The sequence below is a fragment of the Mesorhizobium sp. BR1-1-4 genome (assembly GCF_020165375.1).
Taxonomy (GTDB): domain Bacteria; phylum Pseudomonadota; class Alphaproteobacteria; order Rhizobiales; family Rhizobiaceae; genus Mesorhizobium; species Mesorhizobium australicum.
In genome coordinates, this window is record NZ_JAIUIB010000002.1 from 25,103 (window position 1) to 43,079 (window position 17,977).

The following is a 17,977-nucleotide window of genomic DNA, read 5'->3' on the forward strand; positions in this document are numbered from 1 at the left end:
CCATGCACAACGGGCCAAGCCACGGAACCCAGCCATGATCAAAGTCAAGCAACTCGCCCATGTCTGCATTTTCGCCAACGACCTGGAAGAAACACGGCGCTTCTACGAAAATGTCCTTGCCGTGGACATCCAGTTCAATTTCCTGCGCGATGGCACGGTTTTCGGCTTCTACCTCAATTGCGGCGGCCGCAGCCATGTCGAGGTCTTCCAGAAAGAGGGCGCGCGGTTCAGCGAGACGGATCAGATCAACCATTTCTGCCTGGAAGTCGAAGACATCGACGCCGCGATCGCGCACATCGCGTCCATGGGCGTGGACATCACCGCCAAAAAGCACGCCTGCGACGACACGTACCAGGCCTGGCTGCGCGACCCCAACGGGGTGAAGATCGAACTGTTCGAATACACCGGCAAAAGCGCGCAATTCACCGGCGGCGACCGCGTCGCGGACTGGTAGGCTAGTCGCGCGCGGCCCACAGCAAACCGCGCTCCATGATTAGCGCCATTTCCGGCACCGCGAACTCATCCGCCGTATGGCCGAGAGAACTGTAAAAAACCTTGCCCGCGCCATAGCGGCGCTTCCAGACGACCGGCATGACGACGCCGTCGATGCCGGGAAAATGCGCGTCGGTGAAGGTGGTTGTCGCCAGCACGTCGTTGCCCGGGTCGACATGCATGTAATATTGCTCCGACCGGTAGGCGAAATCGCTGACGCCTTTCGTGACCGGATCGTCCGGCCGGGTGATGACGACATGGTAGTCGATGATGTTGCCGGGATGCGCGACCCACTGGCCGCCGGTCATGAACTGGTAGTCGGGCTCCGCGCGAAAACTGTCGCCCATCGTGCCGTGAAAGCCGCCCAGCCCGCTCCCCAGGCGAACCGCCTGCGTCAGGTTGTTCAGCTCGACCTTTTCGATCGTCGACATGGTGATGACAGGCACGATGAGATCGAATGAAGCAAGGTTCGGATCGGCGAACATCGCTGTCCCCTCGCCGAGCGTGACCGCGAAGCCGTTACGCTCCAGCATGTCGCGGATAACGTTGGCGCTGCGCTCTGGCGTGTGGCCTTCCCAGCCTCCCCAGGCAATCAGGGCTTTCCTGGACATGCGGCAACCTCCCTCGATCCATTAGACCGACGACCGCTCCCCGCACGGGTCAGCGCCAGCCGAGCGCCGGCGCGACATGGGTGAGGATCGCCTCGATGACATGGGCGTTGTAGTCGACGCCGAGCTGGTTGGGAACCGTGAGCAAAAGCGTGTCGGCCTCGGCGATCGCCTCGTCCTGTGCCAGCTCCTTGATCAGCACGTCCGGCTCGGCGGCGTAGCTGCGGCCGAAGATCGCCCTGGTATTTTCCTCGATAAAGCCGATCTGGTCGCGGCTCTCATTGCCGCGCCCGAAATAGGCGCGGTCGCGGTCGTCGACCAGCGCGAAGATGCTGCGGCTGACCGAGACGCGCGGTTCGCGTTCATGCCCGGCCGCCTTCCAGGCTTCGCGATAGATGCGGATCTGCTCGGCCTGCTGGACATGGAACGGCTTGCCGCTCTCGTCGAATTTCAGCGTCGAGCTCTGCAAATTCATGCCGAGCTTCGCCGCCCATTCAGAGGTGGCGTTGGTCGCCGCGCCCCACCAGATGCGCTCGCGCAGGCCCTGCGAATGCGGCTCGAGCCTGAGCAAGCCGGGCGGGTTGGGGAACATCGGCCGTGGATTGGGCTGCGCGAAGCCTTCGCCGCGCAGCGTATCGAGGAACACCTCGGCGTGATGCCGCGCCATGTCGGCGTCGCTTTTGCCTTCCTGCGGCACATAGCCGAAATAGCGCCAGCCATCGATCACCTGCTCGGGCGAGCCGCGGCTGATGCCGAGCTGCAGCCGGCCGCCGGCGATGATGTCGGCCGCACCCGCATCCTCGGCCATGTAGAGCGGATTCTCGTAGCGCATGTCGATGACGGCCGTGCCGATCTCGATGCGGCTGGTCTTGGCGCCGACGGCCGCCAGCAGCGGGAATGGCGAGGCGAGCTGGCGGGCGAAGTGATGCACGCGGAAATAGGCCCCGTCGGCGCCGAGCTGCTCGGCGGCGACGGCGAGATCGATCGATTGCAACAGCGCGTCGGATGCCGAACGCACCTGCGATTGCGAAGAGGGCGACCAGTGCCCGAATGACAGGAAACCAATTTTTTTCATGGTCCTGAAGTATATGCGGGCGGCACATGCTTCAATGGCGAAAGAACAGGGTTACACACCGTCGCCCTCCGCAATAGCTTAGACGCGCAACACCAGAGAGGATGGATGCTCAGGGGAATCCGCATCGTCGAGATCGAGGCGCTGGGACCGGCGCCCTTCGCCGGCATGCTTTTCGCGGACCTCGGCGCCGATGTCATCGTCGTCCACCGCAGGGAGCCGTCCGTGCCGGGCGCCCCCCAGCGCTCGCTGCTCGATCGCGGCAAGCGCTCCATCGCGCTCGACCTGAAGAATATGGATGACGTGGCCGTGCTGACGCGCCTCATCGCCACCGCCGACGGGCTGATCGAGGGTTTCCGGCCCGGCGTCATGGAGCGTCTCGGGCTTGGCCCGGAGGCCTGCCTCGCGGCCAATCCGCGCCTGGTCTACGGCCGCATGACCGGCTGGGGCCAGCACGGTCCGCTGGCCGCCACCGCCGGCCACGACATGAACTATATCGGCCTGTCCGGCGCGCTCTGGTACGGCTCCTTGCCTGGAGAGCCGCCCATGGCGCCGCCGACGCTGGTCGGCGACGTCGGCGGCGGGGCGCTCTATCTGGTGATCGGCATGCTGGCCGCCATGATGAACGCGCGCGCCGGCGGCCAGGGCATCGTCGTCGACGCGGCGATCGTCGACGGCTCGGCCCATATGATGAACCTGCTGATGTCGCTCGCACGGTCCGGCGCGCTTGCCGCCGACCGCGGCCGGAGCCTTCTCGACGGACCGCATTGGTGCCGCGTCTACCGGACATCGGACGCCGGCTTCATCAGCGTCCAGTGCGTCGAGCCGAAATTCTACGCGCTCTTCCTCGACAGGCTTGGCTTGACCGCCGATCCGCAATTCGCCAGCCAGTTCGATCGCGAACTGTGGCCCGGGCTTTGCGAACGGCTGGCGGCGATCTTCGCCACGCGATCTCGCGACGAGTGGGTCAAGTTGTTCGCGGGCTCGGACGCCTGTGTCGGTCCGGTCTTCAGCCCCCACGAAGCGGCACTGCATCCGCACATGGCCGCGCGCGGCACGTGGCTGAAGGTGGACGGCCTCCTGCAGGCGGCGGCCGCGCCGCGCTTTTCCGGATGGGAACAAAAGACACCGGCCAAAAGCCCCATGCCCGGCGAACATGACGCAGAAATCCGCGCAGGCTTGCCGAGTTGAGGCGAGGTCCATGACAGTTCGGTCGATCGTGAAATTCCCCAATCCCCTCCTTCGCGCCGTGGCCCAACCCGTGGAGCTGTTCGACGACGATCTGCAGGCCTTGGCCAGCGACCTCATCGACACCATGCGCGCGGCCCCCGGAATCGGTATCACCGCCCCGCACATCGGCATTCTGAAACGCCTGGTCGTCATCCAGCTCCCTTCCGCGGCAAAACCGGCGATCTATGTAAATCCGTCCGTCGTCCAGGCCTCGACCGAAATGATCCGTCATGAGGAAGGCAGCGTTTCGATGCCCGGTGTCACCGACGACATCGAGCGGCACGCCCGCATCCGCGTTCGCTATCAGGATCTGGATGGCGGTGAGCGGTTCGAGGACGCCGAGGGCCTGCTGGCGGTTTGCCATCAGCATGAGATCGATCAGCTCGACGGGCTGTTCTGGACGCACAGGCTGACCCGCCTCAAGCGCGACCGGCTGATCAAGCGCTATGGCAAGCTGATGCGAACCTCGTAGACGCCACGGGGCGGATCGCAATGTTACGCCGGGCGCGTGGCCGCGCCGGCGGACCGTGTCACGTTCGCAACGTGCTAACCTGATCGCGGACGAAACGTCCGCCGGTCATTTTCCGCAGTGGTGATCGTTGATCTTGTTTATCGCAAAACCGTCCGGACCAGTCCGGTGGTAGGAGCAGGCTCCAGCGGCCGTTGTGAACAACTGCTGGTCATAGTAGCGCGGGCCGCCGAAGAGGAAGTCGATGAGATCGTCATTGGCGGGAACGTAGCGCTCCTGTTCGTCCTGGTGATGACGGTGCTTGGCGCCCGCGAAAGCCAACGAGGACATGCCGAAGCCCATCGCGAGAGCAAGAGCGCAGATCGCCAATCGTTTCGTCGTCATCGCAAACACCCTTCTGTTCGGGATTCGATCTTATATCGAAAATCGCCAGATGACGAAAAGTTCCTGAACAAGGGCCTTGCTCCGGCCGATGCGCGGCAGTCGGCGACGGGCCCGGACCGCGGGCGCCCTCACCTGAACATCGCCACGCCCTCAATCCGTCTGGATCCAGACGGATTTGGTCTCCAGATACTCGTGCAGATGCTCGATGCCGCCCTCGCGGCCATGGCCGGACATCTTCATCCCGCCGAAAGGCACGGCCGGATCGATGGCGTGGTACATGTTGACCCAGACCGAGCCGGCCTTGATGCGGCGGGCTAGCTTGTGCGCGGTGCCGAGGTGGGTGGTGAAGACGCCGGCTGCAAGCCCGTAGGGCGTCGCGTTGGCGCGCGCGACGGCCTCGTCCAGCGTGTCGAACGGCATCGCCGAAATAACGGGTCCGAAAATCTCCTCCCGCGCGATGGTCATGGTGTCCGACACCGCGCCGAAAACGGTCGGCGCGATGAAGTTGCCGCCATCATAGAGTTCGCCTGTCAGCCGCGCCCCGCCGACGACCAGTTGGGCGCCTTCGTCGCTGCCGGCCTTGATGTAGCCTTCCACCTTGCCGGCCTGCCTGGCATTGATGAGCGGCCCGATTTCGGTCTCCGCCTCGATGCCATGGCCGATGCGCAGTTTTCCGGCGAACTCCGCCAGCCGGCGCACGAATTCGTCATGGATCTCGCGCGCCACGAACAGGCGCGAGCCGGCAATGCAGATCTGGCCCGAATGCACGAACACCGCCATCGCCGCGATTGGGACAGCCTTGTCGATGTCGGCGTCGCGGCAGACAATGATCGGTGACTTGCCGCCGAGCTCAAGCGAGACGCGCTTGAGGTTGGTGACAGCGGCCCGCGCGATCGCTTGACCTGTCAGCGTCGAGCCGGTGAAGACGATCTTGTTGACGTCGGAATGTTCGGCGAGCCGCGCGCCCGCTTCGGCCCCGGTACCGGTGACGATGTTGACGACGCCGTCGGGCACGCCGGCTTCCTGCATCAGCCCGGCGATCAGCAGCGGCGTCAGCGATGCCTCCTCGGACGGTTTCAGCACGATGGTACAGCCCGTGGCGAGCGCCGGCGCGATCTTCCAGATCGAGGCCGCGGTCGGCGCGTTCCAGGGAATGATCGCGCCAACGACGCCAACCGGCTCGCGCCTTGTGAAGGTGACGATTTCGCCCGGAATGGAATTGTCGATCGCCTCGCCATGCAGCGCCGTCGCCATGCCTGCATAGAAGCGCAGCATGCCGATGACGCGGCGCCGGTTGGCCAGCGTGCGCGTGATCGGCAGCCCCATGTCGAGCGTGTCGCAAACGCTGAGCTCTTCCCAATGTGTCTCGAACAGGTCGGCGATCCTGAGCAGCACGCATTGCCGCTCATAGGGCGAGAATTTCGACCATGGACCTTCGAAAGCCGCGCGCGCCGCCGCGACCGCTGCATCGACATCGGCGGCTCCGCCACGCGGCACCGTCGCCAGCACCTCGCCGGTCGCCGAATTCAGCGCCTGCATCACCTCGCCGGACTGCGCTGCGACCCACTTGCCGTCGATGAACATCGGCCGGAATTCGCCATGGTAGAGCGACGTGGCCTTCGCCCTCGGGTCGAAATTCACCGTCATCCCTTCCTCCTCGCGAATTTCCGGGCAACTATTACTCCCGGCGCGGGCGACCTCAACAAGGAAAGCTGAAGGGCGTTCGGATAATCGGACCGCCAGCGTCCGCGCCCGTGTTCACCAGAAAGGCGCAACAACAGGTCCTTGCGGGTCTAAAGATGCCTAGCCCCCGCCGCCCGGCGTGCGTTCCGACAGGAATCGCGTTAGAGCGCCTGGCATCCCATTGCGGATCTCGACGTCGTTCCGGCGCGCGATCGCGGCGCGCACAAGCTTGGCGCCGAGATAGCGGAACGGTTCCGGAGGCATCGTCTTGCGCCGATCGAGCCCCACCAGCCCACTGCTGCTCCAGCGATCCTTCCGTTCCAGAACAAGGCTGGCGAGGACGCGGCCGCCGATTGGGGTCTGGGCAATGCCGGTCCCGTTGTAGCCCATGCCAAAGAAAATGTTAGGATGACCCTTCAAGTGATCGAAGACGGGGACATGCTCCGGCACGCAGTCGATCGGGCCCGCCCAATCATAGTCGATCGCCACCCCTCGCAGTTCGGGGTAGACGCGGGCCAGTTCGCGGATATTGTCCCGTCCGTGTTCGGGGCTGCGGTTGAAGCTTTGGCCGAAATTGCCCGCATAGGCGATGTTGCCGCTGCCGCGGCCGAAGACCACCCGGCCTTTCGGAGTGCGCTGGTAATAGAGGACCTGGCGCTGCGCGTCGCAGATGGAGGCTCCGTCTCGCCAGCCGATCCGGTCGAGCAAGTCAGGGATTTCCGCGGTCGCGACCACCTGGCTCGCGACCACGTAAAGATGCCGTCGCAGTTCGGGCAGCGCCGACAGCCAGGCATTGGCCGCCAGCACGACCTTCCCGGCCCGCACCTCGCCCTGCGCGGTCCGGACCAGGCAGGTCCTGCCGGGCACGATTTCGGTGACGGGGCTGCGCTCATGGACGACCACGCCGCGAGCGATCGCCAGATCGCGCAGGCCGGTGGCCAGCTTGGCTGGATGCACGGTTCCGGCATTCGCCTCGACGACGCCGGCATAGGAGGCGGAAGACCCGGTCCGCTGCTTGATCTCCTCGCCGGTCAGCTGCCGGAAGCGGTTGGCCCCGGCTGCCTCGGCCATCGCGACAGCGCGGTTCCAGGCTCCCTCCTGGGCCAAGGAACTGGCCGTCCACAGCCAGCCGTCGAGCCGAAGATCCATATCGATCGTGCCGTCGCGTTGAAGTTTCTCCAGCTCTGCGATGGCATCGACGCTATCGGCGCAAAGCGCCCGCCCCTCCTCCTCGCCGACGACGGCGCTGATCTGATCGAGCTCGGCGAACCAGGAATGCACCTGTCCACCATTGCGCCCCGAAGCGCCGGAGCCGCACTGATCGGCCTCGATCACCATGACGCGGGTTTCGGGAGCCAGATCGCGGATCCGCAACGCCGTCCACAGCCCGGTATAGCCGCCGCCGACGATCACCACGTCGGCCTGCTCGCCGCCGACCAAGGGTTGGGTCGCCGGGGCAGCGGCAATGTCCTGCAGCCAGAACGACCGATCGGCTGTCGCCGCGACCGCCGGCTGTCTCATCCGTAAAGTGGCCATGTCAGACCCTCGTCTCGCGATTGATCACGTCGGCATATTTCAGCGGCAGCCAGTCGGGGATGGGGCGCGGTTCCTGCGGGAAGCCGCCGAGATGCGTGCAGGTCCTGCTGGCGTCGAGAGAGGCTTTTCGCATGGCATCGTCGGCATCGAGACCCGCGAAGCAGAACGCGGTGATGAAGGTGGCGATAAAGCTGTCTCCCGCACCGCACGTGTCCACGACGGCGGTCGGCGACGCCTCGACATGGCGAACGCCTTGGCTGTCGCCGAAATAGGCGCCGCGGCTGCCGCAGGTGAGCACGACCTGGCGCGCCCCGGCCGACCGCAGCGCGGTCATGAGGGGCTCGACCGGCACGCTCGGCTCGTCTGGACCGGACGCGAAGACCAGAGGCACGCCCTCCAGCGGCAAGGCCAGATGCGCGGTCGAGACGTCGAGACTGAACGGCACGCGCTCGCGAACCAGGCGGCGCACGAGATCCTCGTTGGCATTGGTGCCCAGATGCACCCAATCGGCTTTCGAAATGACCTGCCAGTTGCGCGGCGCGGGCATGTAATTCTCGCCGACGCCGAAGGATTCGAACAGGAAAGTACGGTCGCCCGACTGGTCGCGCAGCAAGGTTACAGCCGTGTCGCCGGAGATCATCTCGACATCGTTGCGGGACAGCCCGGCGGTCTCGATCTCGCGGAGCGTTATCTCGCCTTCAGGATCATCGCCAACGGCGCCGAAATAGCGTGCGCTCCAGCCATTGCGGCGCCATTGAACGGCCACGTTGAGGGCGTTCCCGCCCACGGTCAGGAGGTCCTTGTTGAGATAGACGTCGAGGCAGTTGTCACCGACGGCGACCAGATTGGGCGGTGCTCCTCCGGTCATGCTGCTGTCGGCGCCCGCGTCATGTGGGGCTCGATCGCCTTGAGATTGCGTGTCCACGCCGCGACCGGGTCCAGAGCATAGGAGCCATTTCCGAACGGCTCGAAGGTCAGTTTCCCCCGATAGCCCGACGCAGCGAGGTCGTCGAGATACTGGCCGATCGGAAGCTTGCCGTCGCCCCAGACAAGATGCCCCGCCGGCAGCCCGTCGACGATCTGGACATGCCCGAGGCGCGGCCCGAACAGCCTGACATAGTCGGCCACGGTATCGCCGGCAGTGGCCATGCCGACCGTGTCCAGGACCACGTCCATGGTGTCGGCGCCGATCTCATCGAGCATTTCGCGCAGGCCCGCCGCATTGGTGACGACGTTGGTTTCGACGCGTTGCAGCGGCTCGAGCAGGCAGCGCACGCCGACCGAGGACGCATGGGCGGCGATCTCCGCGAGCGACTGGGCCGACCGTGCCCACGCCTCTTGCGGCGGGTCGTGTTCATATCCACGCCCGGACGTCAGGAACAAATATCGGGCGCCCAGTTCGGCGCATATGTCCGCCGCGCGGCAGAACCGCCTGACGCTGTCGCGGCGATATGCGCCGTCGCCCGACGCGATGTTGATCGGATAGATCACCTGCTCGGGCGTGAAGCACCAGACCGTCAGTCCGTTCTGCGCAAGTATCTCGCGAGCCGATCGAACATGCGCGTCTGTCGCATGAAACAGGTCGAGATGCGGCGCGATGCCCCAAAGCTCGATCTCCTTGAAGCCGAAGCCGCGAAGGATCTCGGCAACGCGCTCGAATGCGTAATGCTGGAAGGCGAAGTTGGCCCCAATCAACTGGTCGACCTTGAATTGCGACATGGATGTCCTTCCCGGTGATTTATTTGCCGATGCCTTCGGAGAGGCCGCGGATGAAGTACCGCTGTGCGGCGAAGAAAAGCAGGACGATCGGCAGGGCCGAGATCGTCATCGCCGCGAAGACGACGCCGTAATTGGTGCCGTTCTTGGACATCAGCGAGGTGAGGCCGACGGGCAGCGTCTGCACCGCCGATCCATTGGTGAAGACCATCGCGAACAAATACTCGTTCCAGGCAAACAGCACGTGCAGGATGATGCAGGAGATGATGATCGGCTGGCACAGCGGCAGGATGATGCGCCAGAAGATCTGCCCCTCGCTGGCGCCGTCGATGCGGGCCGCCTCGTCGAGATCCTTCGGCAGCCCAAGCATGTAGGCGCGGATCAGGAAGGTGCTGAACGGAATCCGGAACGCCGTGTAGAGGATGATCAGCGCCCAGTAGGTGTTGTAGAGGCCGATGGCCTGCAGCATCCGCACCAGCGGGATCAGCGCCACGGTCGGACTGAGCATGAGGCCGCCAAGAACCAGACCGACGATAAGCGGCTTGCCGGGCATTGGCGTTCGCGTCAGCCCGTAGGCGGTCCAGGCGCTGATCAGCACCGTGCAGATCGCTGAAGCGACGGTCACCAGCAGGCTCGAGACCAGATAGTCGCGGACGCCCCGGTTCCAGGCCTGCACATAATTGCCCCAGGTCCACCGCGACGGCAGCGCGAACGGGTCGCCGAAGATCTGCCCATTATCCTTGAAGCCGTTGAGCGCCATCCAGACCAGCGGATAAAGCACGACGATGCCGAGACAGATCAGGAACGAGTACAGAAAGGCTTTCGCAAGAGCGCTCCCGAAGGCCGGGCGCGCGGTCCGCCCGCTGGCCGCCATCACCGTCACAGCTCGACCCTCCGGCGCCTGGTGTACCAAAGCTGGGCCGCTCCGGTGATCATGGTCACGGCGAAGATCACGGCGGCGATCGCGGCGCCGTAGCCGAAATTGTTCTGGATGAAGCCCTGCTGGTAAAGCCATGTGCCAAGCACCTGGCTGCGGTTGTTGGGGCCGCCGGCGGTCATGACCATGACCTCGTTGAACACCTGGAACGCGCCGGTGATGGTGACAATGATCATCAGGCCGGTCATCTCGCGGGTCAGCGGCAGCGTCACGCTCCACAGCCTGCGCAGCGGTCCGGCTCCGTCCATGACCGCGGCATCATAGAGATCGCGCGGAATCTTCTGGATCGCGATCGCGAACAGGAGCGTCGAATAGCCGAAGCCCTGCCACTGGCTCATCGCGATGATCGCGTAGATCGCCGTGTGCTCGCCGCCGAGCCAGGGCTGGATGAGTTGTTCCAGGCCAATGCGCCTGAGCCCGGCGTTCAAGAGCCCGATATCCGGCTGGTAGATGAAATAGAACAGCAGGCCGGTCACGGTGATCGAGATCGCGGACGGAATGAAATAAATCGCCCGCCAGAAGCGCCTTTGCCGCTCGCTGCCCAGCCCCTCGATCAGCGCCGCCAGCACGAAGGCGCCGCCGACCTGGAAGACGATGGAGATCAACGCGTAGAGCGTGTTGTTCCACAACGCCACCCAGACGACCGGGTCGTGCAGCAGCCGCTCATAGTTGGCGAGGCCGATATTCGTGGTCTCGCCGGTAAAAATATCCTCGTCGGTGGTGCTGACGATGAAGTTGTCGACGATCGGGTAATACACGAACCAGCCGACCAGGATCACCGCAACGGCGACCCACCGGAGCGAGCCCCAGTGGCGGAACCGGCGGCCGGCTTTCGCCGCCGGCTCGCCCTTGGCGTTGCTCAAGGCAGCGCCTTCCATTCTGGCCAGACCGGGATTCGCCATTGGCCTATTTCGATGCCGCGGCCGCCTGCTTGACCTGCTCCATGACCTGTTCCGGCGTCATCGAGCCGCCGGTGAGGGCCTGGAGGCTGGACAGCCAGGCGGAGGCCACGCGCGGCGGGTTCACCGTGTCCAGCCACGGCATCAGGTAGGAAGCGGAGGCGATCTCCTTGAGACCGGCCACGACGGAAGGGTTCATGTTGGCTTCCGACGCCCCGCCGATGGTCGCGCTGGGCTGCCCGTAGGGCGGAGCCGAGAGCACCTGGCCATTCTGCTTGGACGTGACGAATTTCATGAAGTCGATCGCCAGCGGGATGTTGCTGGAGGCGGAACTGATCATGTAGCCCTCCGGCGCGCCTTCGATCGCTTTCGCGTCGCCCTTCGCGCCGTTCGGCACAGGCAGGGTGAAGAAGCCCAGATCGGATACTTTCAAAGCGGAATCCGCCGACGCGCTCTGATCGAACTCGATGATTTCCTGGTAGTACATGGCCGATTTCGTGTTGCTGAAGGTCTGGATGGCCGACGAATAGGAGGTGCCGTTCACCGAGGCGCCGCCATCCGTGCAACTGTCGATGAGCTGCTTGTACTGGGTGAGCGCGGCGACATAGCCCGGGTCGCTATAGTCCGCCGTGCCGGGGTCGAAATCCTTCTCGAGTACCGCCTGCGGAACGTCGTAGGCGAGCAGCTGCCCCACATAGTGGATTGCCGGCCAGGCTTCCTTGTTGCCGAAAGAGATCGGCGTCATGCCCGATTTCCGGATCGTCTCGCACGACGACAGGAGCTCCTCGAAGGTCTTGGGCGCGCTCAGGCCGAGTTTGGAGAACGCCTGCTTGTTGTAGCCCATGAATTTTGCGTCGAGATAGAGCGGAATGCCGTAGTATTTGCCATTGTACATGAAGGCCTGAACGGCCGCCGGCGTCAGTGTCTTGCCCCACTCGGTATCGGGCCCGATGACCGGGGTCAGGTCGACGGCGCGATGGCCGCGCACGAAGTTTCCGCCCCAGCTGCCGGTCCAGGAAAAGTAGATGTCCGGGAGCGAGTTCGACGCGACCAGCGTTTTGGTCTTGTCCTTGACGCTGTCGTCGCTTTCCTGGATGAGTTCGACCTTCACGCCGGGATGAAGCTTCTCATAGTCCTGGGCGACGCCGACAAAATACGGCGCGAGCTGCTGCGCGCCGAATTTCGTCAGGACCGACAGCGTTCCCTGGTAATCGACCTTAGCGTTCGGATCGGCCTGGACCGCCTCGGCGCCGATACCCTGTCCCATTGTCAGACCCAGTGCCGATGCCGCGGCAAGCGCGGCGATTGCCGCCTGTGTTGAATATTTCATGATCAGTTCCCTTCTTCGTTTTTATGAGGTGAGGTGATCAGTATTCGACGCGCTTGTAGTAGCGGCGCGTCGTCAGCGGGTGATTGCGCAACACTTCCAGATGCGCGCTCACCCGTTCCAGCAACGTCGCAAGCACGATCGGCGAGATCAGCTTGCGGACAGCAGGCGAGATACCGGGCAGTTCGACCGACGCGGCATCGAGAACGTGCACCTTGTCGGTGTATCGTTTGATGAAATTTTCGACGCGATCACCCAGCGGACGGCTGGCATCTTCCCCCTTGAAGAGGAATACGCTCACACCCGGTTCAACCAGCTCCAGCGTGCCGTGGAAGAAGTCGGCGGCATGGACCGGTCTGGTCCTGATCCACTGCATCTCTTCCAGAATGCACATGCCGTAATAGTAGGCTTGCGGCCAGACGGAGCCGGCGCCGGTGAAGATGTGATAGGTTTCGTTCTTGATCGTGTCGGCGAGTTTCGCCGCGCTGTCTTCATAGGCCGCCTTTGCCCCAACCAGCAGTTCCGGCAGTCTCTTGAGCTCGGCCACCGTGGCGTCGAAGTCCTCGTATTCGCCGCGCTCCGCCAGCAGTGCCAGCACGATCAGCAGCGACTGCAGATAGAAGGACTCCGAAGAGGTGTCGTCCTCCGCGAAGTTCGTGAAGGTGAAATCGGCTTCCCTGGCAAGTGGCGTGTCGGAATGGCCGGTGAGCGAGAGCGTGCGCACGCCTCTCTGCTTCAGGAAGGAAAGCAGCTGCACGCTTTCCCTCGTCGTGCCCGACAGCGACGGGATGACCACGAGCGACTTCCGGTCCAGCCCGGCGGGCTGATCAAGCACGACCTGCGCCGGATATTCTCCCCGCACCGGGAAGCTCGTACGACGCTCGGCCAGCTCGATCGCTGGAAGGGTCAGAAGCTGCACGCCACCGGTCCCCATGAAATAGAGCCGCTCGACGCCCTCGCCGAGCAGCCGGTGCATGAGCGCCCTCGCCTCTCCGGCGAAGGAGACGGCTCCGCCCTGGATCTTGATGAAGCGGTCTTTGTCAAAGTTGAGCATGCAGGTCTTCCTCGTATTTTCGCTGCGGCAGGGCGTCCGCTCGTTGCAGGCACCGCCGGCGGATCGCCATGGCCACCATCGATCCGAATGATTGTGAGATCGATCTCACATATTCAACGCACGCATTTCAGAGGTTGGCAAGCCCCCTCACAGGACGAATTCGCGGAAGAGCCTATTTGGATCGGGCGATCAGCGCCCGTGCAGCCGCGAGACCGAGCCGCGAACGATGAGACGGGTCGGGAAGCGCGTGTGGCGCGGGGCCAGCTTCTTGCCGGCCAGGCGGTCGAGCAGCATTTTGGCGGCAAGCGGCCCTATTTCGGCTGTCGGCTGCGCAATGACGGTGATCTGGGGATCGGTGAAGGTGGCGAGGTTGAAATCGTCGAACCCGACCAGCGAAACATCATGCGGGATGGACAGTCCCATCGAGCGCAGGCCGAGCAACGCGCCTTGGGTCATCAGGCTGTCCACGGTGAACAGGGCGGTCGGACGATCGCGGCGGCTGAACAGTCGGATGGTGGCTTCGACAGCATGTTCCACGGTCGAGCGTGACACGCTGACCAGCGACGGGTCGAGGGCAATGCCATGCGCCGCAAGCGAGTTCTGGTAACCGGCAAGGCGCTCCTGCGCGGTGAAGATGCGCGATTCGTCCCGCAACAGGCCGATGCGCTCATGGCCATTGGCAACCAGGTAGTCCACGGCCGCGCGCGCACCGCCTTCATTGTCGACGACGACGCTGTCGCAGTGCACTTCCTTGACGACACGGTCGATCAGCACGACCGGCGTGCCCTCACGGGCGAGCTGCACGATATGCTGGCTGTCCGTCGCCGAGGTCGGCGCGAGAATGAAGCCACGGATGCTGAGCGAACGCAGGCTTTCGAGCAGTTCCTTTTCCTGTTCGACATTCTCTTCGCTGCTGGCGATCAGAAGATTGTGGCGATGCCTGCGCAGTTCCGCCTCGATATCATGGGCAATGCGCGCGAAGAACGGATTCTGGATGTCGCCGGGAATGAAGCCGACGATCGGCAGTTGCCCGCTGCGCAGGGCCTGCGCGACGAGGTTGGCGCGATAGCCCAGTCGCTCGGCGGCTTCCAGCACGCGCAAAGCCGTACCGTCGCCGACGTAACCATAACTGTTGAGCGCCCGCGCCGCCGTGGCGCGCGAAACGTTGGCCGCGGCGGCCACGTCTTTCAGGGTGATCCCTTTCTGCGTCACGATCATTGTGCTCCCGGGACGGTAATATCCCGTTTGGCGAACCCGCGGGCGAACTTGCCCGTACGCTATTGGTAAATAACAACAATGGTGGGCCCGGAGGGTGTAAATTTCCTCAACAAATCCAATGGCTTACCGGATGGTTAGCCAACCCGTATCCTTCGTATGATCTCGTACGGTCTGGCGAACCTTCGGACCAGGAGAAGGGCTAGTGTTCAATGCAAGGCGTGTCTCTACCTTATCCTACAAAAAGAGTCGATAAAGGCTTGTTGACCAAGGGGAAGCTCGACTGGTTGGGGCCGGACGACCGTCCGCTGTTGTGTAAGGTCAGCGGATAGCTGCCATTCGGCAACCGTCCAATTGGCGACGTTGGGACTAATGGAGCAGCCATGAAAAGCCACGCCGCAAAAAGGCTTCGCCACCCGTCCTGACAACCTCACCATGTGCCACGACGACGTGCTCGGGATGTTTTCCGATCAACTCACGAAGCTTTGGGCGCGCGGTTGCGCGGTTGCGGAAACTGAGGCGATAGTCGATCGGCGGATAGCCCCAGCCTTCGACCATTTTCGAAAGTCTTGCGATTGGCCGCATCCACCATGGCCAATGGTGTTTCAAGAACGTCTCGCTGAAGCTCTGTGAGAGGTCGGCGATGATAGCGGTACGCGATGCGCGCTGAAAGAAGATCAGTTCGTCCATGAATGGCGAATTGGTGAAATAGAACTGGTCGATCTGCCCACTCCACTCGGCGGGCGGATCGCTGGCCAGTACCCCCGAAAAGCGGAGTTGCCTGCGCTGGCGATTGTCGCCGCCGTCGCCCACAAATTCACGGCCGGGAATGCGGCCTGCCACTCACCCCAAAAAAGGTAATGCAGCTTGTTGGGGCTGACGATATGCCGGACAGGACCCAGCGCTCGAATCTCACCCTCGATCGCAGCCGTCCTTTCGACCGGTGACCACAACCACAGCCCCCCATCGGCAAGACGCACGACGGCCATGCGTGTCGGATAATCGAATCCCTTGAACGAAACGATTCCGCCATCCGCAATCCATAGGTTCGATCCAGCGGTTCCAGCATGGTCGCTAAGTCTAGTCCCCTAAATGGGCGCTTTCCACCCCAACCGGCCGTCGCAAGACGATTGCAGGGTCATAAACAACGGTCGTCCGACACCGCCGAACGTTTTGACGTCAAATCTCCGTGCGCTTCGCAAGGAGTTGCCGGAGAGAAAACGACCTTTGGGGTGGACACAAGGCCGGGAGCGGACTGACAGAATTCTCGCATCGAGAGCCGATAGCGGACATTCAATCAGGCGGGATTGAAGTCTCCAACTGAACCGAAATGGAGGTCAGCGGAGTGTTTTTCTAGTCCGACCAGATCGGCGGCGATTGTTTGATATCGCCGACAATCCGCCTGCACGATGGATCGGTCCGGCCGCTCAGGCGGCACACTTCCGGCGTTGCCTTCAAGGCATGCAGGATCCACTCAATGTGTGGCCAGGGAAAATCTGTCGGGCCGTCGATGTCGCTATCTGCGGCAACGATTATCTCGAGCTTGGAGACAACGCCGAAAAGTGAGTTTGCAAGCGTACGCGGGAGTCTGTCCTGAATCTTCAAAGCCGCTGTCACAGCCTCGACCTCCGCTTGGTAGGCGATCGAATAACCGGCCTTCGCCTCCACCGACCGTGCGCCGCATGAAAAACCTCGTGAGGTTGGGGTTGCCCATTTTTTGCCGGTTTACGGCCAACTTGGCCGGTGAGCAAAGGCGGCCCTGCCTAGAATACACCGCCAATGCCGATGCCGCCTGAAATGTCGGGTGGGGGAGCTGCGGGGCGTCTCGGCGCGGCCTGCGAGCGCTTCGGTGTCATGCCGCCGGAGGTGTTTCGCGACGGGGCGGCATCCGAGGCCACTTTGGCCGGCTTGGCCTTGACGATGACCGGTTGCTTGCAGATTCTGCCTGAGCGCAGAAATAGATCGCCGAGCAGTCCGACGCTTGGCTCGGTCGTTGCTGCGACCTGCTTGGTGTTTTTGTAATAGTCGGTGAGAGCACGAATTGAGCCCGCGCCCCAGTCCCCATCAACCTGCATCCGATAGCAGCCCAGGCGACGAAGTTCCGTCTGAACGTTGCGTGCAAGATCGGCCGTCCTGTCCTTGTCCGCTACGCCCGCGGAGGCGCCGATTATAAGGGTTTCGAGACCGGAGACGACACTTTGGCGAGCGTCTTCAACCCCTTCAGTGGGTGACATGTTGGCAACCTGAGTGCCAACAGGCGCCGCCAAACTGGATGACGGTGCCGGAATCTCGACCGACCGCAATGTCTGTCCAACGATGACCACGGCTGTTTGCAGATCATTTGAGGCAAGTTCAACCTGCAACCTCTTCTTAGCTGTGGGGTCTGCCAGGATGCGTGAAAGGCTTGCGCTCAACTGTCCCGGATCGAGTACCTGTTGCTCAGTGAAATAGAACTGCTCGCGCAGGTTCGATTGATCCCAAGGTACTTGACGCCCGACCGTCAGCGCTTCCGTTTCGTTGCGCACGCGGATCATCATGTCCGAAATGCTGAGCCCGGGGATCTCGACATTCTTCAGCAGTGCAGTGGTGAACGGGCTGTTTTCGCCGCCACCATCGGCCGTGACATTGCCAGGCTGAGTGGCAAAAGCAACGAATGTGTTTTCACCGACCTCAACTTGCGCCAGACCATTGCTCGCGCCTGGGCCGGAACCGAGCGGATTGTTGCGGCAGGCGTCCAGGAATATGAATGTCTGGCGATCGCGGCGCGCGAACCGCGCGATCACATCATTTAACTTGATGGCGCTGCCCGTCAGTTTTTCCAGGCTTTCAGGATCGGGCGTATCGACCGACAGCAGGTAGTTTTCGCCATTCAATTGGACGCCGTGACCTGCGTAGAAAATCAGAACGGCACTGGCGCCGGGCAATCGCGCATCAGCGTCTTGCAGGAGTTTGGCAAAACCATCGGTCGAAAGATCGGTCCCAGTCAGGACTTCGAAATTCAGCCGCTTCAAGCTCTCTGAAAGCCTTATGGCATCGTTCGTCGCATTGGGGAGATGCTCAAGCCGGGTGCTTTGATAGCTCGAATTGCCAATGACGATCGCCAGCCGGTTGCGTGGTTGCGGCGACGGGGTCTGTTCGACCGCGGCGCGAGCGCCAGCCGAGCCAAGGAACATCAGAAGCAGAAGCAGCGGGATGCGAAACAGCAGTCTGAGGCGATGGGTCATGTCAGCATGCTCGTTCCGGCCTGCGTCAATGTTGATCTCGCAACTTTCGAAACAGCGCACCACGACGCAAACGCAAGCGTGCCCGAGCGTCTGGACCTGCGCCCCCCAAAGGTCAGCAGATTTTATACCAA

The 17,977-nt window shown here is 63.0% G+C and carries 18 protein-coding genes and 1 pseudogene; 3 read left to right on the top strand and 16 right to left on the bottom strand.

What is annotated here, in order from left to right:
- Positions 1 to 34 precede the first annotated feature (34 nt).
- A complete protein-coding gene (locus LB571_RS03380) occupies positions 35 to 454 on the top strand; it encodes a VOC family protein (protein ID WP_224592313.1) in 420 nt (139 codons plus the stop codon).
- A gap of 1 nt (position 455) precedes the next feature.
- On the opposite strand, the gene LB571_RS03385 is transcribed toward LB571_RS03380, so the two are convergent.
- Both LB571_RS03385 and LB571_RS03390 read right to left on the bottom strand, forming a co-directional pair.
- Entirely contained in the window at positions 456 to 1,103 is a 648-nt protein-coding gene (locus tag LB571_RS03385) for a ThuA domain-containing protein (protein WP_224592315.1), read from the bottom strand.
- Between the two features lie 49 nt (positions 1,104 to 1,152).
- The gene (locus LB571_RS03390) at positions 1,153 to 2,175 is read right to left on the bottom strand and encodes an LLM class flavin-dependent oxidoreductase (protein ID WP_224592317.1); all 1,023 of its coding nucleotides are present in this window, start codon (positions 2,173 to 2,175) and stop codon (positions 1,153 to 1,155) included.
- A gap of 105 nt (positions 2,176 to 2,280) precedes the next feature.
- On the opposite strand from LB571_RS03390, the gene LB571_RS03395 reads away from it, so the two are divergent.
- Both LB571_RS03395 and LB571_RS03400 read left to right on the top strand, forming a co-directional pair.
- Positions 2,281 to 3,363, top strand: a complete 1,083-nt coding sequence (locus tag LB571_RS03395; RefSeq protein ID WP_224592335.1) for a CaiB/BaiF CoA transferase family protein — start codon at positions 2,281 to 2,283, stop codon at positions 3,361 to 3,363.
- Between the two features lie 10 nt (positions 3,364 to 3,373).
- A complete protein-coding gene (locus tag LB571_RS03400) occupies positions 3,374 to 3,874 on the top strand; it encodes a peptide deformylase (RefSeq protein ID WP_224592338.1) in 501 nt (166 codons plus the stop codon).
- A 105-nt stretch (positions 3,875 to 3,979) separates the two neighbouring features.
- On the opposite strand, the gene LB571_RS03405 is transcribed toward LB571_RS03400, so the two are convergent.
- The 14 genes and pseudogenes from LB571_RS03405 to LB571_RS03470 all read right to left on the bottom strand — a co-directional run bounded on the left by LB571_RS03405 (position 3,980) and on the right by LB571_RS03470 (position 17,846).
- Positions 3,980 to 4,255, bottom strand: a complete 276-nt coding sequence (locus LB571_RS03405) for a hypothetical protein (RefSeq protein WP_015316720.1) — start codon at positions 4,253 to 4,255, stop codon at positions 3,980 to 3,982.
- Between the two features lie 150 nt (positions 4,256 to 4,405).
- A complete protein-coding gene (locus tag LB571_RS03410) occupies positions 4,406 to 5,902 on the bottom strand; it encodes an aldehyde dehydrogenase family protein (RefSeq protein ID WP_224592341.1) in 1,497 nt (498 codons plus the stop codon).
- A 156-nt stretch (positions 5,903 to 6,058) separates the two neighbouring features.
- Positions 6,059 to 7,474 (bottom strand): NAD(P)/FAD-dependent oxidoreductase, encoded by a 1,416-nt coding sequence (locus tag LB571_RS03415; RefSeq protein ID WP_224592344.1) that lies wholly within the window; start codon positions 7,472 to 7,474, stop codon positions 6,059 to 6,061.
- A gap of 1 nt (position 7,475) precedes the next feature.
- Positions 7,476 to 8,342, bottom strand: coding sequence for a PfkB family carbohydrate kinase (locus LB571_RS03420; RefSeq protein WP_015316717.1), 867 nt, complete (start codon positions 8,340 to 8,342; stop codon positions 7,476 to 7,478).
- Positions 8,339 to 9,193 carry a sugar phosphate isomerase/epimerase family protein gene (locus LB571_RS03425; protein ID WP_224592346.1) on the bottom strand — a complete coding sequence of 285 codons (855 nt, stop codon included), beginning with the start codon at positions 9,191 to 9,193 and terminating at the stop codon, positions 8,339 to 8,341. The genes LB571_RS03420 and LB571_RS03425 overlap by 4 nt, the downstream gene beginning before the upstream one ends.
- A gap of 19 nt (positions 9,194 to 9,212) precedes the next feature.
- Positions 9,213 to 10,064: a carbohydrate ABC transporter permease gene (locus LB571_RS03430; protein WP_041163763.1), complete on the bottom strand. Its 852-nt coding sequence runs from the start codon at positions 10,062 to 10,064 to the stop codon at positions 9,213 to 9,215.
- Positions 10,065 to 10,069: 5 nt separating this feature from the next.
- The gene (locus LB571_RS03435) at positions 10,070 to 11,029 is read right to left on the bottom strand and encodes a carbohydrate ABC transporter permease (RefSeq protein ID WP_224527425.1); all 960 of its coding nucleotides are present in this window, start codon (positions 11,027 to 11,029) and stop codon (positions 10,070 to 10,072) included.
- 4 nt (positions 11,030 to 11,033) lie between these two features.
- Positions 11,034 to 12,356: an ABC transporter substrate-binding protein gene (locus tag LB571_RS03440; protein ID WP_140665927.1), complete on the bottom strand. Its 1,323-nt coding sequence runs from the start codon at positions 12,354 to 12,356 to the stop codon at positions 11,034 to 11,036.
- A gap of 37 nt (positions 12,357 to 12,393) precedes the next feature.
- Complete coding sequence (locus LB571_RS03445; protein ID WP_224592348.1) at positions 12,394 to 13,407, bottom strand: SIS domain-containing protein; 1,014 nt, start codon at positions 13,405 to 13,407, stop codon at positions 12,394 to 12,396.
- A gap of 189 nt (positions 13,408 to 13,596) precedes the next feature.
- On the bottom strand, positions 13,597 to 14,625 hold the full coding sequence (locus LB571_RS03450) for a LacI family DNA-binding transcriptional regulator (protein WP_015316711.1): 1,029 nt from the start codon (positions 14,623 to 14,625) through the stop codon (positions 13,597 to 13,599).
- A 366-nt stretch (positions 14,626 to 14,991) separates the two neighbouring features.
- Positions 14,992 to 15,465, bottom strand: coding sequence for a hypothetical protein (locus tag LB571_RS03455; protein ID WP_224593052.1), 474 nt, complete (start codon positions 15,463 to 15,465; stop codon positions 14,992 to 14,994).
- Between the two features lie 20 nt (positions 15,466 to 15,485).
- Positions 15,486 to 15,611, bottom strand: a pseudogene (locus LB571_RS28900) (hypothetical protein); the annotation flags it as partial.
- A gap of 364 nt (positions 15,612 to 15,975) precedes the next feature.
- Complete coding sequence (locus LB571_RS03465; RefSeq protein WP_181763196.1) at positions 15,976 to 16,290, bottom strand: hypothetical protein; 315 nt, start codon at positions 16,288 to 16,290, stop codon at positions 15,976 to 15,978.
- Between the two features lie 95 nt (positions 16,291 to 16,385).
- Positions 16,386 to 17,846 carry a caspase domain-containing protein gene (locus LB571_RS03470; protein ID WP_224592350.1) on the bottom strand — a complete coding sequence of 487 codons (1,461 nt, stop codon included), beginning with the start codon at positions 17,844 to 17,846 and terminating at the stop codon, positions 16,386 to 16,388.
- Positions 17,847 to 17,977: the final 131 nt, after the last annotated feature.

Coding starts and splice junctions, on each gene's coding strand:
- LB571_RS03450 (WP_015316711.1), bottom strand. CDS start 14,625: ATGATCGTGACGCAGAAAGGGATCACCCTGAAAGACGTGGCCGCCGCG.
- LB571_RS03470 (WP_224592350.1), bottom strand. CDS start 17,846: ATGACCCATCGCCTCAGACTGCTGTTTCGCATCCCGCTGCTTCTGCTT.
- LB571_RS03415 (WP_224592344.1), bottom strand. CDS start 7,474: ATGGCCACTTTACGGATGAGACAGCCGGCGGTCGCGGCGACAGCCGAT.
- LB571_RS03395 (WP_224592335.1), top strand. CDS start 2,281: ATGCTCAGGGGAATCCGCATCGTCGAGATCGAGGCGCTGGGACCGGCG.
- LB571_RS03385 (WP_224592315.1), bottom strand. CDS start 1,103: ATGTCCAGGAAAGCCCTGATTGCCTGGGGAGGCTGGGAAGGCCACACG.
- LB571_RS03400 (WP_224592338.1), top strand. CDS start 3,374: ATGACAGTTCGGTCGATCGTGAAATTCCCCAATCCCCTCCTTCGCGCC.
- LB571_RS03440 (WP_140665927.1), bottom strand. CDS start 12,356: ATGAAATATTCAACACAGGCGGCAATCGCCGCGCTTGCCGCGGCATCG.
- LB571_RS03445 (WP_224592348.1), bottom strand. CDS start 13,407: ATGCTCAACTTTGACAAAGACCGCTTCATCAAGATCCAGGGCGGAGCC.
- LB571_RS03430 (WP_041163763.1), bottom strand. CDS start 10,064: ATGGCGGCCAGCGGGCGGACCGCGCGCCCGGCCTTCGGGAGCGCTCTT.
- LB571_RS03380 (WP_224592313.1), top strand. CDS start 35: ATGATCAAAGTCAAGCAACTCGCCCATGTCTGCATTTTCGCCAACGAC.
- LB571_RS03425 (WP_224592346.1), bottom strand. CDS start 9,193: ATGTCGCAATTCAAGGTCGACCAGTTGATTGGGGCCAACTTCGCCTTC.
- LB571_RS03410 (WP_224592341.1), bottom strand. CDS start 5,902: ATGACGGTGAATTTCGACCCGAGGGCGAAGGCCACGTCGCTCTACCAT.
- LB571_RS03435 (WP_224527425.1), bottom strand. CDS start 11,029: ATGGCGAATCCCGGTCTGGCCAGAATGGAAGGCGCTGCCTTGAGCAAC.
- LB571_RS03390 (WP_224592317.1), bottom strand. CDS start 2,175: ATGAAAAAAATTGGTTTCCTGTCATTCGGGCACTGGTCGCCCTCTTCG.
- LB571_RS03420 (WP_015316717.1), bottom strand. CDS start 8,342: ATGACCGGAGGAGCACCGCCCAATCTGGTCGCCGTCGGTGACAACTGC.
- LB571_RS03405 (WP_015316720.1), bottom strand. CDS start 4,255: ATGACGACGAAACGATTGGCGATCTGCGCTCTTGCTCTCGCGATGGGC.